The sequence below is a fragment of the Syntrophomonas sp. UBA1041 genome (genome assembly GCF_002316705.1).
Lineage (GTDB): Bacteria > Bacillota > Syntrophomonadia > Syntrophomonadales > Syntrophomonadaceae > DTU019.
In genome coordinates, this window is the sequence record NZ_DCEA01000036.1 from 14,112 (window position 1) to 26,435 (window position 12,324).

At 50.2% G+C, this 12,324-nt stretch carries 15 protein-coding genes; 3 read left to right on the top strand and 12 right to left on the bottom strand.

Annotated features, from left to right (window positions below; all coding sequences use genetic code 11):
• Window positions 1-342, bottom strand: a 342-nt coding sequence (locus tag B2633_RS05920) for a tRNA (cytidine(34)-2'-O)-methyltransferase (RefSeq protein ID WP_483169738.1), incomplete at its 3' end; no start/stop codon positions are given.
• Between the two features lie 114 nt (window positions 343-456).
• On the opposite strand from B2633_RS05920, the gene B2633_RS05925 reads away from it, so the two are divergent.
• Window positions 457-1,419, top strand: coding sequence for a SpoIID/LytB domain-containing protein (locus tag B2633_RS05925; protein ID WP_483169739.1), 963 nt, complete (start codon window positions 457-459; stop codon window positions 1,417-1,419).
• Between the two features lie 145 nt (window positions 1,420-1,564).
• On the opposite strand, the gene B2633_RS05930 is transcribed toward B2633_RS05925, so the two are convergent.
• From B2633_RS05930 to B2633_RS05960, 7 genes are all read right to left on the bottom strand, one after another.
• Window positions 1,565-2,212 carry a YkgJ family cysteine cluster protein gene (locus B2633_RS05930; RefSeq protein WP_483169740.1) on the bottom strand — a complete coding sequence of 216 codons (648 nt, stop codon included), beginning with the start codon at window positions 2,210-2,212 and terminating at the stop codon, window positions 1,565-1,567.
• A gap of 32 nt (window positions 2,213-2,244) precedes the next feature.
• A complete protein-coding gene (gene rnhA / locus B2633_RS05935; RefSeq protein ID WP_483169741.1) occupies window positions 2,245-2,691 on the bottom strand; it encodes a ribonuclease HI in 447 nt (148 codons plus the stop codon).
• Window positions 2,688-2,975 (bottom strand): late competence development ComFB family protein, encoded by a 288-nt coding sequence (locus B2633_RS05940; protein WP_483169742.1) that lies wholly within the window; start codon window positions 2,973-2,975, stop codon window positions 2,688-2,690. Before B2633_RS05940 ends, rnhA begins: the two co-directional genes overlap by 4 nt.
• Window positions 2,976-3,088: 113 nt before the next feature.
• Window positions 3,089-3,391 (bottom strand): FmdB family zinc ribbon protein, encoded by a 303-nt coding sequence (locus tag B2633_RS05945; RefSeq protein ID WP_483169743.1) that lies wholly within the window; start codon window positions 3,389-3,391, stop codon window positions 3,089-3,091.
• 35 nt (window positions 3,392-3,426) lie between these two features.
• Complete coding sequence (locus tag B2633_RS05950; RefSeq protein WP_483169744.1) at window positions 3,427-4,122, bottom strand: CPBP family intramembrane glutamic endopeptidase; 696 nt, start codon at window positions 4,120-4,122, stop codon at window positions 3,427-3,429.
• A gap of 23 nt (window positions 4,123-4,145) precedes the next feature.
• On the bottom strand, window positions 4,146-5,402 hold the full coding sequence (locus B2633_RS05955; RefSeq protein ID WP_483169745.1) for an ATP-binding protein: 1,257 nt from the start codon (window positions 5,400-5,402) through the stop codon (window positions 4,146-4,148).
• Between the two features lie 24 nt (window positions 5,403-5,426).
• The gene (locus tag B2633_RS05960; RefSeq protein ID WP_483169746.1) at window positions 5,427-5,861 is read right to left on the bottom strand and encodes a hypothetical protein; all 435 of its coding nucleotides are present in this window, start codon (window positions 5,859-5,861) and stop codon (window positions 5,427-5,429) included.
• A 326-nt stretch (window positions 5,862-6,187) separates the two neighbouring features.
• Between B2633_RS05960 and B2633_RS05965 the strand changes: the two genes are divergently transcribed.
• Entirely contained in the window at window positions 6,188-6,589 is a 402-nt protein-coding gene (locus B2633_RS05965; RefSeq protein ID WP_483169747.1) for a hypothetical protein, read from the top strand.
• A 145-nt stretch (window positions 6,590-6,734) separates the two neighbouring features.
• On the opposite strand, the gene B2633_RS05970 is transcribed toward B2633_RS05965, so the two are convergent.
• From B2633_RS05970 to B2633_RS05980, 3 genes are all read right to left on the bottom strand, one after another.
• A complete protein-coding gene (locus B2633_RS05970; protein WP_483169748.1) occupies window positions 6,735-7,949 on the bottom strand; it encodes a vWA domain-containing protein in 1,215 nt (404 codons plus the stop codon).
• 21 nt (window positions 7,950-7,970) lie between these two features.
• The gene (locus tag B2633_RS05975; protein ID WP_483169749.1) at window positions 7,971-8,831 is read right to left on the bottom strand and encodes an AAA family ATPase; all 861 of its coding nucleotides are present in this window, start codon (window positions 8,829-8,831) and stop codon (window positions 7,971-7,973) included.
• Between the two features lie 64 nt (window positions 8,832-8,895).
• A complete protein-coding gene (locus B2633_RS05980) occupies window positions 8,896-10,155 on the bottom strand; it encodes a BaiN/RdsA family NAD(P)/FAD-dependent oxidoreductase (protein ID WP_483169750.1) in 1,260 nt (419 codons plus the stop codon).
• A gap of 129 nt (window positions 10,156-10,284) precedes the next feature.
• Between B2633_RS05980 and B2633_RS05985 the strand changes: the two genes are divergently transcribed.
• Complete coding sequence (locus B2633_RS05985; protein ID WP_483169751.1) at window positions 10,285-10,845, top strand: hypothetical protein; 561 nt, start codon at window positions 10,285-10,287, stop codon at window positions 10,843-10,845.
• A gap of 268 nt (window positions 10,846-11,113) precedes the next feature.
• Here the strand turns inward: B2633_RS05985 and B2633_RS05990 are convergent, their stop codons facing one another.
• On the bottom strand, window positions 11,114-12,175 hold the full coding sequence (locus B2633_RS05990) for a nucleotidyltransferase family protein (RefSeq protein WP_483169785.1): 1,062 nt from the start codon (window positions 12,173-12,175) through the stop codon (window positions 11,114-11,116).
• Between the last annotated feature and the right edge of the window lie 149 nt (window positions 12,176-12,324).

Genomic DNA, 12,324 nt, shown 5'->3' on the forward strand with positions numbered 1-12,324 from the left:
CCCATACTCCTGCAGCATAGCCGGCGGCAGTCCTCTGGTTTCACGTCCCAGTACCAAAAAATCATGGGGTCGATAACAAACCTCGGTATAAATCCGCCTCGCCTTGGTGGTAGCCAGGTAGAAACCGGCTTCTTTATAGGCAGCCTTTATCTCTTCGAATGAATCCCACACCGTTACTTTCACCTCATCCCAATAATCTAACCCGGCCCGTTTAAGATAACGGTCCGCCAGGGAAAAACCCAGCGGTTTTACCAGGTGCAGGTCGGTGCCGGTCAAGGCGCAGGTTCGGGCAATATTACCGGTATTCTGCGGTATTTCCGGTTCAATCAGGACAATATGCATATGCTATCCTACTTTCGCCTGAATGACGTGGTAATTGATACTATTATAACCCTTTGTTTCCCAGTAATAGCAGCAGTCAGGCTGGAAAAACTACTGAAAAAAGGAGGGATTCATTTGCCCAGATCCAAGTCAAGTAACATCCTGGCCATCATGCTGCTGTTTGGCCTGTTATTGGCCCTGAGCGGCTGTCAGCAAGCTGCCAAAAAGCCAAATCAACCAGGGCAGTTGGCCCCTGAAGTTCAGAAATACAGTGCAGAACCTGCTATCAGCCTGTATCGCAGCGACACCGGCAAGGTTCAGAATCTGCAGCTGGAACAATACCTGAAAGGCGTGGTAGCAGGCGAGATCGGTCCCAAGTTTCCGATGGAGGCCTTAAAGGCACAGGCCATCATCGCCCGCACTAATACTCTGGCCTTGTTAGAGTATGAAAACGGCACCCGCGGCAAGCACAACACCGATGCCAGCGACGACCACACCGAGTTTCAGGCCTACGATGAAAAAGCCGTCAACGATAATATCTCCAAAGCCGTCGAAGAAACCCGGGGGATGGTTTTGACCAATAATGGCAAATTCGTTTACGCGCTGTTCCATTCAGCCTCCAACGGCACAACCGCCAGCATCGAGGAAGGCTTCCCCAAACTGGCTGAAAAAGCCCCTTATCTGGTGCCGGTTGCTACCGACGGAATAACCAAGGCCCCTGAAAAATATAAGGCCTGGACAGTGAAAGTGCCGCGCAGCACCGTGAAAGAAATAATGGGCACTGAAGCCGGCAACCTCGATGACATCAGTATCGGCCAAACCGGTCCTTCCGGAAGGGTAATGACTGTAAAGGCCGGTCAGGCCACGGTAAACGCGGTTGATTTAAGGGAAAAGATCGGTTTTGATAAATTGTACTCGACTCAAATCAGCAGTATCAAAGCCCAGGGCAATTATATCGTCTTCACCGGCACCGGTTGGGGCCACGGGGTTGGCATGGATCAATGGGGAGCCAGTCTCATGGCTGAGCAGGGCAAAACTGCCCGTGATATTGTAGCGCATTACTATCCGCAGGCGCAGATGACTCAGATCTATCAGTAGCCGGGAGCGATTTCTGGTCTTGACGGGTGGGGACGATTCTTGGCTTGCGCGCAAGCGCTCAAGTCAAAAACCGTCCCCTACTTGCGTCGAAACCGGAGCTCCCCGCAAGTGATGCGCGGGGAGCCGTTATGATTGATTTTGCTGATCAGCCCGATAGTTCAATAAAAGGATGTAAAGGGATGTCTTCATACTCCTCTGCACTGAGAAAATACTGCAAGAGGGGATCTGAAGCATATTTCTCGAACAACTCCAGGAACAAACGATCCATACTGCTCGTCGCACCCCGTTTTTCCCCCAGGACCCCCTGCTGCCTGGCAAATACATGGGTTGCCGCCATGCCCAGGCTGCTGATATGGTAAATAAGCTGTTCGGCGTCCCCCCGCAGGGTCGCACAAAGGTAGAAACGGCAAATCAATGAACGTATGGGGTAAATGCTGCAAAGCTTGTCTTTTAGAAAAACACAAGGATTGGGAAGCATGCGCAGCAAGCCGATACGTCTTTTTTCGGGCTGAAAATAGTTGTCAACCAGGAATTCAAAGTCGCATCCCAGGTGCCCGGCCATCTTCTTGAAAGCAATCAGATCGGGAATCACATAGGCGGTATCGCAGCAATTGTGGGTGCAGGCCCGGCAGGACTGTTTCGGGTCGGAAGCGTATTTTTTGCCATAGGCAGATTCATCGCACAACGGCTGCCAGGCAGCCAGGAGATCATTCAGGTTGGCATTGGAGTCTATATGGAGAGCTATGCCCTCATTATGCGGATTGTTGCAATAGTAAACCTGTACCTGGGCCAAACCGATCTTCCTTCATATCCATTTTACAGCGGTCAGGTTGTCATGGCTTTTATTGCCTGGCGGGCCAACTGGTCACAGCGTTCGTTCCACACATCTCCACTGTGGCCGGCCACTTTGGTAAAAGCAACCCGGTTCTTCTTCATCAAATCTAAGAGCTGCCTCCACAGGTCCTGATTGGCCACGGCCTCCTTCTTGCTGTTCTGCCAGCCGTTGGCCTGCCATTTATCCAGCCAGTGCTGCTGTATCGCGTTGACGATATAAGCGCTGTCCGAATGGACTACAACCTCCCATCCCGTCACTTTTAAGGCTTGGAGAGACTTGATCACGGCGGTGAGTTCCATGCGCTGATTGGTGGTGTCAGGTTCTCCTCCGGACAGCTCTTTGATGTTTTCGCCATAGATGAGAACTGCGCCCCATCCTCCAGGCCCGGGGTTGCCGGAACAAGCCCCGTCGGTGTAGATAATTATCGGTTCTCTCATTGGCCGGGACTCACTTCATGACGGGGATTGGGGGCAACCTGTTCAATGGCTTTGGCCAGAGCCACCAAAACCGCAATATAAGTGGTTTGGTCCAGGCTGTCGGCCCGGGCCAATGCTTCCCCTTTTGCGCTGGTGACATAGCGCGGTTTAAGGTTGTTAAGAGCCAGGGCGGCAATATCGGCCTGGCATTTGGGGCAGGTACAGATACCGTGTTTCTCCTCCAAAACCCGTCTCATCAAGTCCCAGACCGCCTGTTCCACCACATTGACAATTCGAGAATCCATAGTATCCATCACCCATCTCAGTTTATTTCAGTTCCCCTGGGAGGCTCTTTCAGAATAGAACCCGGACCCGCTACTGCTGGCTGGCAGCCTGCAGGTACTCTAAAGCGCCTTTATCAAGCCTCCTGAATCTTCTTAGTGGTCTCCTCCGACTGTTTAACGTAGGATTTGACATCTTTATCCAGAATGGCTTCATTATCTTTTTGCCGTTCTTTGTTAATGCTTCTGGCCCGGTCTTTGAGGGTGCCGTGATCAGTTTTGTAAAAGCCCGGCCCCTTGAAAGCTATCCCTATATCACGGCTCACCAGTCTCTCTACTTCGCCTTTACAAGTAGGGCAGTTTTTAAGAGGCTGGTCAGAAATCTTTTGCATTTTTTCGAATATCCCACATTCCTGGCAACGGTATTCATATATTGGCATAATCTCACCCTTCTCTCCAAATCTTATATCTGTCTTTATATCTGTATCTTAAGCAAGACCAGGAGCGACATAACGCCGTTCCATACCCCGTGGGCAACCATGGGCACATATATACTCCCGGTCCTCTCATAAACATAACATAAAACCAGGCCTCCAATAGCCAGCGGGATGGTTCTCCATACATCCCAGTGGGCCAGTCCAAATACCAACCCAGCCAATAAAATGCCCCATACCGGGCCCAGTGCATTGCGCAGGAAAGGATAAATCATAGCCCGGTAAAACAACTCTTCTGATACAGGAGCCAGAACCGCCCCCATAAAAAATAATAACACAAAAGAGGCGCCATGGCCTGCATTACGCAGCATGGTCTCATACAGCTGCGGCGAAATATCAGGCATAAGGCGGCTCAGGGGCCAGCTCACAACCAGCATGAATAACAGGAGCACCAGCCCGGTTCCACACCCATAAATGAGTATATCCCGGAGGGAAGCCGGACGCAATCCTAATTCCGCCCAGGAAGCCTTTTTCCCTATGGTGAAAACCAAGACCAGGCCTATGGTCGCCAGAAATTGAACCCCGGCCACCAGGGAAAACTGAACCAGCGGCTTTCCTTCCAGCCACCAGGAGTGCATGCTGTACGCTCCCACCAAGTTGGCTATGAGAAGAACCCCGCCATAAACCAGAACGATTTCCATCAATCCCCAGCGCAGGCGATTATAGCCTTCCGTCAAGTTGATCCACTTCCTAACATTACTTAAAATTCCCTAAGCCGCCCCGGCTCTCCAACTTGCCCCGCTATATGGTTTATGAACTGCCGGGCTGTCCGTCCTGACGGACCGTGTTTGCCGCGTTCCCATTGCAGGGCTTGGCGCCGCAGCAATTCAGCACCTATATCCAATCCTTGTCTTTGAGCCAGACCTTGCACGATAGCCAGGTACTCCTCCTGGTTGGGGGCCGCAAAAGACAAGGTCAATCCGAAGCGGTCCGCCAGAGAAATCTTCTCCTGCTGGGTGTCATGAACATGGATCTCATCATCCAGATGATCCCGGTCATGGAAAAACTCCTTGACCAGATGACGCCGGTTAGAAGTGGCGTAAATCAGCATATTTCCGGTCTGTCCCTGCAGACTTCCCTCCAAAACCGCTTTCAAGCCTTTATATTCGGTTTCGTAATCTTCAAATGACAAATCATCAATAAATAAAACGAATTTAAGGTTGTAGCCGCTTAGTATTTCAGCCAGGTGATGCAGGCTGGGCAGGCTGTCACGGTGTACCTCCACCATGCGCAGGGGCTTGCCCCGATAGTGCTCCAGCAGGGCCTTGATCATGGTCGATTTGCCGGTTCCGCTGCCGCCGTAAAGCAACACATTGTTGGCGGGTAAACCGCCCAGAAATTTTTCCGTATTGAAACACAGCATCTTTTTTTGATATTCGTACCCAATCAGGTCCTGCAATCTGGGCAGGTGTGGATGGGCAATTCCTGCCAGACCAGATTCCGCGTCCCAGCGCAGGGCCTGGTAGCGCGCCATAATCCCCCGGGAATTAGCACGGTAGTGTTCAATCAATTGATCAATTTGCAGTGCCCAATCAGAACCCTCAAGGAGGGCTCTATCGTGTTCAAGACCTTTGCAGCCACGGCCGTTCATGACCATGGTACATACGGATTGCGGCGCCAGTTCTGCAAAGTCCAGACCCGTTACTCTCTGCAGCAAGTCCAGATCCCGCGCTGCTGACTGCCTCAACTCCGGTCCAATTTCGCCCTGCTTTTCTGCAGTTCTGCTGAAAACGTTGTCATCCTCTAATATAAGGTTCTGCAGGTGGCAGGAAAAACAGCGTTCCGTACGCAATAACTCAAAACAAAATTGGTGATAGCGATTACATATTTCCACATAATCCAGATCTTGACGAACATTGCTCTCCAGCCAGGCCTGAAGGGCGGTCAGGGCAGGGTCATGCAAAATATTGCGGTATATGGCCAAACTGGACAAATAAAGACGATATTGGGTATACACCAACATTCCTCCTGAAAAGCACAACTAGGTTAAGAAGAGCAGAGTAAGGAGCACGATCAAAGAATGGGTAAAAAATCCCATCGCACTGATGCGCTCCAACTTCCAGTTAAAAATCCCGGCGCAAGTGATGCGGCCGCCAAAAAAGTTCCGAAAGTTCACAAATACCACACTAAGATGCCACATTTCTATTACTATTATTAACCCTGTCAAAGCCAGGGTGACGGGGTTGGAAACGGCCAGGAACACCAGGCTGAAATAGACCACTTCAAACAAAACCGAAGCCCACAGGAGTATCCACAGAGCTTTAGTATTGCTTTCCTGCAGCCAGTTTTGCAGGGCATCCAATAATTCCAGCTCAAATTCCTGGGGATAACCCCTGATAATCTTAAGAAAATAGATACTATAAGTAGCGAGTATTAAAGAGGCCAGTATGCCCAAAAGGATTGTCAACCATGCCACACCTTTCAATGATATGTCTCAATATATCACAATCAAGCCATCAAGCAAGGGATTTTTCAAACTAGGCCGGTGAGCGCTGCTGTAGCATTGGCTGCAGCAGTTCTTCTCATTGTTACCATAATATTAAATACAATTACTCTGATTGTATATCATGACAGAACCGCAAAACGTAACCGGTAACAAAAAAGGCGCGCACGATTGGCCTTGAAATGATCTATATTATTAATTCGTATATCAGAACTTGAAATGATCTATATTATTAATTCGTATATCAGAAAAGGATGTCATGAAATGATAGCATATAGAGGGAGATAATGGGGGTTAATATGCGCAATCGAAAAAGTATCTTAATGATTTTATTGGCTATTGGCAGCATCCTGCTGGGATATAGCTATGCTCACGAGTTGTATGGTCCTTTAGAATCAGAGGTAGAGCTATGGGGATATTTCAGTGAGGGTTTAGGAGCGTCATTACTTATTCTTGCGTTTTTTACGACTCATGGCATCGGAACACGATTGCTCCTTTATATAGGCACGGTTATTCAAATACCTCCGATAATACTCTGGTTTATATTCCATAGCGGCGAAATTACCGATTATCCTCCGGCATTTTCTGACAATTTCGTTGCTCATTGGGCTTTTTCTATCCCACATATTTTTTTAATTATATTGTGTTTATGGATTTTAAAACTGATTGGACCAAGAGATACGGTTGTTAACTCGCGCTAGTAGTGCGCAAGCCAGCAACCGTCTCCATCAAGTTTTCGAACGGAGCAGCGAGAATGGATAATGCGTGCTTAGCCGGGCCCGCGGCGAAAATAACCCTCCCATAAGGGAGGGCCCAGGTTATACGACATAATCGATTCATATTGTTTTAAGTGGCTTTAGCCATGCGCTGGCGACTCCTCAGAGCGGATATGGCCTTTTCCAGCCCGTCGATGGTCAGTTCCTGCATGGGGAAGATTTCACTGATCTTTTTTATAGTAAATGAACCTTCCACCCAATCCCAGTACTTTTGCGGTATCGGATTGAGCCAGACCGAATATTCAAAATGCCGGCGCAGATCGCGCAGCCATTCCAGTCCGGCTCTGTCGTTGTAAAGATCCCAGTCAATGACCCCGCCCGAGCGCATCAATTCATAGGGAGCCATGCTGGCATCACCCACGATGATGGTCCGGTAGTCCTCACCCAGGTTGTTGAGGATATACGCGGTGTCAGTGTAATCGTTCTTGCGGCATTCAGGGGAATGATACAACCAATCGTATATGCAGTTGTGAAAATAAAAAACTTTCAAGTCTTTAAAATGGCTGGAGCGATGCACCGCGGTAAACAGCTGATTGCACAAGCGGCTGTAAGATAGCATTGAACCCCCGGCATCCATCAGCAGCAGTACCTTGATGCTGTTCTCGCGGGGGCGCTCCCATACCAGTTCCAACCGGCCCGCATTCTGACAGGTCTTATCGATTGTACCGTCTAAATCCAATACGGTTTTTGCGCCATCCAGCCGGGAGGTAAACTGCCGCAGCTTGCGCAAAGCCACCTGGAATTGCCTGACACCCAGGGTCTCATCAGAGCGGAACTCCTGGAAACGGCGCATTCCCGCTACTTTAACCGCAGAAAGGTTATTGGATTGACCGCCGACCCTTATGCCTCCCGGATGGTAACCCGAGTGTCCAAAAGGAGAAGTGCCGCCGGTGCCAATCCAGTAGCTGCCGCCGTGGTGTTCTTCCTGCTGCTCCTTGAGGCGCTCTTCCAGCATTCGCCTCAATTCATCCAGATCCAACTGCCGGTGATTGCGCCGCATTTCTTCGGTAATCCCCCGGGCGGGCAGCTCTTTATCCAGCCATTCCCAGATCTTATCGGGCAGACCTTCCGGGGTTTCCACCCCTTCGAAAAAGCGGGCGAAGGCCAGATCAAAACGATCGTAGTGGGCTTCGCTCTTCACCAGGACGGCCCGGCACAGATGATAGAATCCGATAAGACTGGAGCCGCACAAATCGGCCTCCAGGGCTTCAAGAAGGGCGTCCCACTCCTTCATGGAAACCGGCAGCCCCTGGTTTTTCAACTCATAATAAAAACGGGTAAACATCAAATCCTCCTGAAGGCGCTTTTAGCGGTAGCGTCCCATGGCATTGCGAGTTTGGGTTTTACCGGACAGTTGCTGCAGGATCATATCCAGGTCTTCATTCTTTTTCAGCAAGACACCCAAAAAAGGCAGTTCTTTTTTAATTCGAGCGGGCGACACGCCGCCGACCACCAGAGCTTGAAGCCAGTCGATCAATTCGCTGGTACTGGGGCGTTTTTGCATATTGGGTAGGCTGCGCAGCGCGTAAAAAGACTCCATGGCCTGCTCCAGCAGTTTTCGCTCCAAATTGGGGTGGTGAACCGCCACAATCTTTTCCATGGCTTCCGCATTGGGAAAATCTATGTAATGGAAAATACAGCGGCGCAAAAAGGCATCAGGCAATTCCTTCTCAGCGTTGCTGGTGATGATCACAATGGGGCGATGCCGGGCTTTTACCGTTTCACGCGTTTCCGGGATGTAAAAACTCATTTGGTCAAGTTCCCATAAAAGATCATTGGGGAATTCCAGATCAGCTTTATCGATTTCGTCTATCAAGAGCACCACCGGCAAAGGTGAAAGAAAAGCCTCCCCCAGTTTGCCCATCTTAATGTAGCGTTTGATGTCGGACACGTCATGCTCACCGAACTGACTGTCATAGAGCCGCTGGACAGTATCGTAAACATATAGACCATCCTGGGCTTTGGTAGTTGACTTGATGTTCCATATGATAAGCTCCATCTGCAGAGAGTCGGCTATGCTCTGCGCCAGCATGGTCTTGCCGGTGCCTGGCTCCCCTTTTATCAGCAACGGTTTCTGTAATGCTATGGCAATATTTACGCTGTTTCTCAATTCATCAGATACTATGTAACCGGATGAACCATTATAAGTGCCTTGCGGCCCACTCATGACATAAAGCCCCCATTTTGTAATATATTTCACTAGGTAATGATAACAGACTGCCTCTGTATCGTCAATGTGTTGAATCGACTGCATAACGGGCTGCATACTTGCCGGCCACGAAACCCGTAGAGAACGCCGCCTGCAGGTTGAACCCCCCGGTATAGCCGTCAATGTCCAGGATCTCCCCGGCAAAAAACAGGTCAAGGGCGAGCTTGGACTGCATGGTGCGTGGATCCACCGCTGCTACATCCACTCCCCCTCTGGTGACAATAGCCTCTTTGATGGGTCGGGTTGCGCTGATGGTTAAAGGCAGCTTCTTCAAAATATCCAACAGCCTCAAGCGTTCCGTTCTGGTGACCTGATGGCACGGCTTATGGGCGTCGATCCCTGACAGGCTCACTATAACCGGGATCAAGAGCCGGGGCAAAAGATCGATCAGGGCATTTTTGAACTGTTTGCGCGAATAGAGCTCCAAGTCCCGCTGCAGCCGCTCATCCAGTTTTTCCGGAGATAAGGCCGGCTTTAGATCGATATGGAGAGTGACCTTTTTACCTTCATCGCTCAGCAACCTGGCGATATCACTGCTCATGGTGAGAATGATGGGACCTGAAACCCCGAAATGGGTAAACAGCATTTCGCCGCACTCTTGATTGATCATCCTGCCCTCTTCATCATAAGCTGTGGCCTGCACGTTTTTGAGACTGAGACCCTGACATTGCTTCACCCAGGTTTCTGCGGCCTCCAAAGGCACCAATCCCGGGCGGGGGGTTATTATACTATGACCAGCCTTTGCGGCCCACTGATAGCCATCCCCGGTTGAACCTGTTCCCGGGTACGACAGGCCTCCGGTGGCGATGATGACAGCATCCCCTTCTATGCAGCCCTGGTCGGTTTTCACCCCCAGTACCCTGCTCTCTTCTATCACTATATCGCTGACCCGGCAGGGCTTGATTACTTCCACCCCATGCTCCATGAGGCTGTGGTGCAAGGCTTGCACGATATCCGCCGCCTGGTCGGATGCGGGAAAAACCCGCTGCCCTCTCTCTATCTTGGTTTTTACGCCCCGCCCTTCAAAGAAGTCTATCAAATCCTGATTGCTGAATTGATGTAATGCGCTATATAAAAAACGGCCATTGCCCGGGTACTGTGCGATAAACTCACCGACCTGACGCGAATTGGTCAGATTGCAGCGGCCTTTGCCGGTAATCTCCAGTTTTTTACCCAGAGCGGATTTCTTTTCCAATAGCTTTACCCTGGCCCCGCCGGCGGCAGCACTGATGGCTGCCATCATCCCGGCAGGCCCTCCTCCAACTACCACTACCCTTTTCATTTTAGCCTCCTAGCTGCTTGTGCTGTTTGATAATGGCCTGCAACAGCGGATTTTTCGAGAAAATACAAATTGTTTTCAGATGAACAAAAGTGTTACAATCAACTTAATGATTTTCGGGAGGTGCCCACTTTGAATCAGACTAACCCGGCAAGAACCGGTGTGCCGAAATTATTGCCTGTACTTATTGTAGCAATAATGGCGGGAATGTATTATTATGCGGCCTTTGTTGATGTTTCTTCTCCGGATAAAACCGTGGATCATTTTTATCAGGCCTATTTTGACCGGGATTATGAAACCGTCGCCCATGACTTGAGTGTGTTTTGGTCGCTTAATTACCTGCCTCAATATCGTGATATGAGCTCAGCCGAACTGATGCAGAACCGGGCTGAGATCGAGCAGGAAACCGCAGCTATGCTTAAAAGCCTGGAAGAGAACCAGCCCACCGAACAAGACGTGTCAGTCGAGGTTTTAAAAGAATACACCAAAACCGGGGAATACAGCGCCCTGGTAGTATATCAGGTAATGCAGCAGGAACAGCCGGTGCAAAAGGAAGTAGCCTTTTTGATCAGAGAAGCCGGGGGTTATAAGATCATCAATTTGTCCCCCATCGAGGATTCCGATCTGGAGCTGGTAGAAAGTTACAGTTTGGATCAGCTGGATGAGAGTTTTAAGGAACTTCTGGAAGTATAGCCATTATTATCAAACCTTGAACCCAGGATTTCGCAGGGACACCCGCAAGGGTGTCCCTCAGCTTGTTGACAAAGTCAACCAGCTGTGCAGAGCAAGCGACGGAAGCGAAGAGCAAGGCGCTCAATAGGCCCGAGATTGAGGCGTACAAATAGTACGTTGATTGAGCGGACCTATTGGACAACGCAGTTATTCGCTTTTGTCGACGGTCTGGGATACCGGCAAGGGTATCCCTCTGGTTGGCTGGATTCGGGGTTTGCCTGTCCTTTTGTCAGCCCTGTTCCAGCTGCAGGTCGGAGCCGATCGAATTGAACACCTTGGCGTTAGCCGGTACCTGCATCCCATCGGCAAACTCACAGCCGCTATTTATAATGGCACCCGGAGCGATCCAAACCTTGGCGCCCAAAACACAGTTGCTGCCCAGCAGAGCTTCTTCAATGCGGCTATCCCTGCCTATGACGGTGTCTTTCCATAGCACCGAATTGCAGAAGGTAACGCCATCTTCGATAACACAGCCGTCCCCCACCACATTTATACCCTGCCAGTTGACCCCGTCACCGATAGACACATTCTTGCCCAGCAGTACCTGGGCTCCATTATTCATGGCAACAACCTGTCCCGGCAATGACATGGCAACACGCCCCACCAGTGCATCCACCTGGGCCTCTTTATAGCTGCTGATGCTGCCGATGTCGCACCAGTAATTGGAAACCGGCATACCGAAGAAAGGCGCTTTTATTTTGACCAGATGAGGAAAAAGCTGTTTCCCGAAATCATAAAACTGACGCGGTGGGATGTACTTGAATATCTCGGGTTCAAAGATATAAATGCCGGTATTGGCCAATCGGCTGCAGGCTTCTTCCGGCCTGGGTTTTTCCTGAAAACGCTCAATACGATGGCCGTCATCGGTTACCACGATGCCGAACTGCTCCACTTCCTGCACCGCTTTTAAGGCAATGGTGGCCAGGGCTCCCTGTTTTTTATGGAATTGCATCATCTGCTGCAGTTCGATATCGGTAAGGGCATCGCCGCTTACTACCGCAAATGAATCGTCTAGAAACCATTCGCAGTTTTTCACCCCGCCGGCGGTTCCCAGCAATTCATGCTCCAGCGAATAATCCAGGTTGACACCCCAGTCGCGGCCGTCGCCGAAATAGCCGCGAATGGCTTTGGGGTGATAATGAAGATTACAGATCAGAGAATCGAAGCCCTGCTCTTTGAGCCAGCATACAATATTATCCATTAAAGGCCGGTTGGCCACCGGTATCATCGGTTTGGGAACATGCATGGTCAGGGGCATTAAACGCGACCCAACTCCTGCTGCCATTATCATTGCCTTCACTTTAGCACCCCCTGAATGGTTATTATTTCCCTGTTGTATTAACTATACCATCTGGTATCTGAGCCTGCAATTTTGGAGGCTGCCCCTTTTGAAACAGCCTCATCAATAGGGGTGTCGGGGGGACGGCAGAATGTGTGAAA

Coding starts and splice junctions, on each gene's coding strand:
- rnhA (WP_483169741.1), bottom strand. CDS start 2,691: ATGAGAGAACCGATAATTATCTACACCGACGGGGCTTGTTCCGGCAAC.
- B2633_RS05940 (WP_483169742.1), bottom strand. CDS start 2,975: ATGGATTCTCGAATTGTCAATGTGGTGGAACAGGCGGTCTGGGACTTG.
- B2633_RS05945 (WP_483169743.1), bottom strand. CDS start 3,391: ATGCCAATATATGAATACCGTTGCCAGGAATGTGGGATATTCGAAAAA.
- B2633_RS05965 (WP_483169747.1), top strand. CDS start 6,188: ATGCGCAATCGAAAAAGTATCTTAATGATTTTATTGGCTATTGGCAGC.
- B2633_RS05970 (WP_483169748.1), bottom strand. CDS start 7,949: ATGTTTACCCGTTTTTATTATGAGTTGAAAAACCAGGGGCTGCCGGTT.
- B2633_RS05975 (WP_483169749.1), bottom strand. CDS start 8,831: ATGAGTGGGCCGCAAGGCACTTATAATGGTTCATCCGGTTACATAGTA.
- B2633_RS05980 (WP_483169750.1), bottom strand. CDS start 10,155: ATGAAAAGGGTAGTGGTAGTTGGAGGAGGGCCTGCCGGGATGATGGCA.
- B2633_RS05990 (WP_483169785.1), bottom strand. CDS start 12,175: ATGATAATGGCAGCAGGAGTTGGGTCGCGTTTAATGCCCCTGACCATG.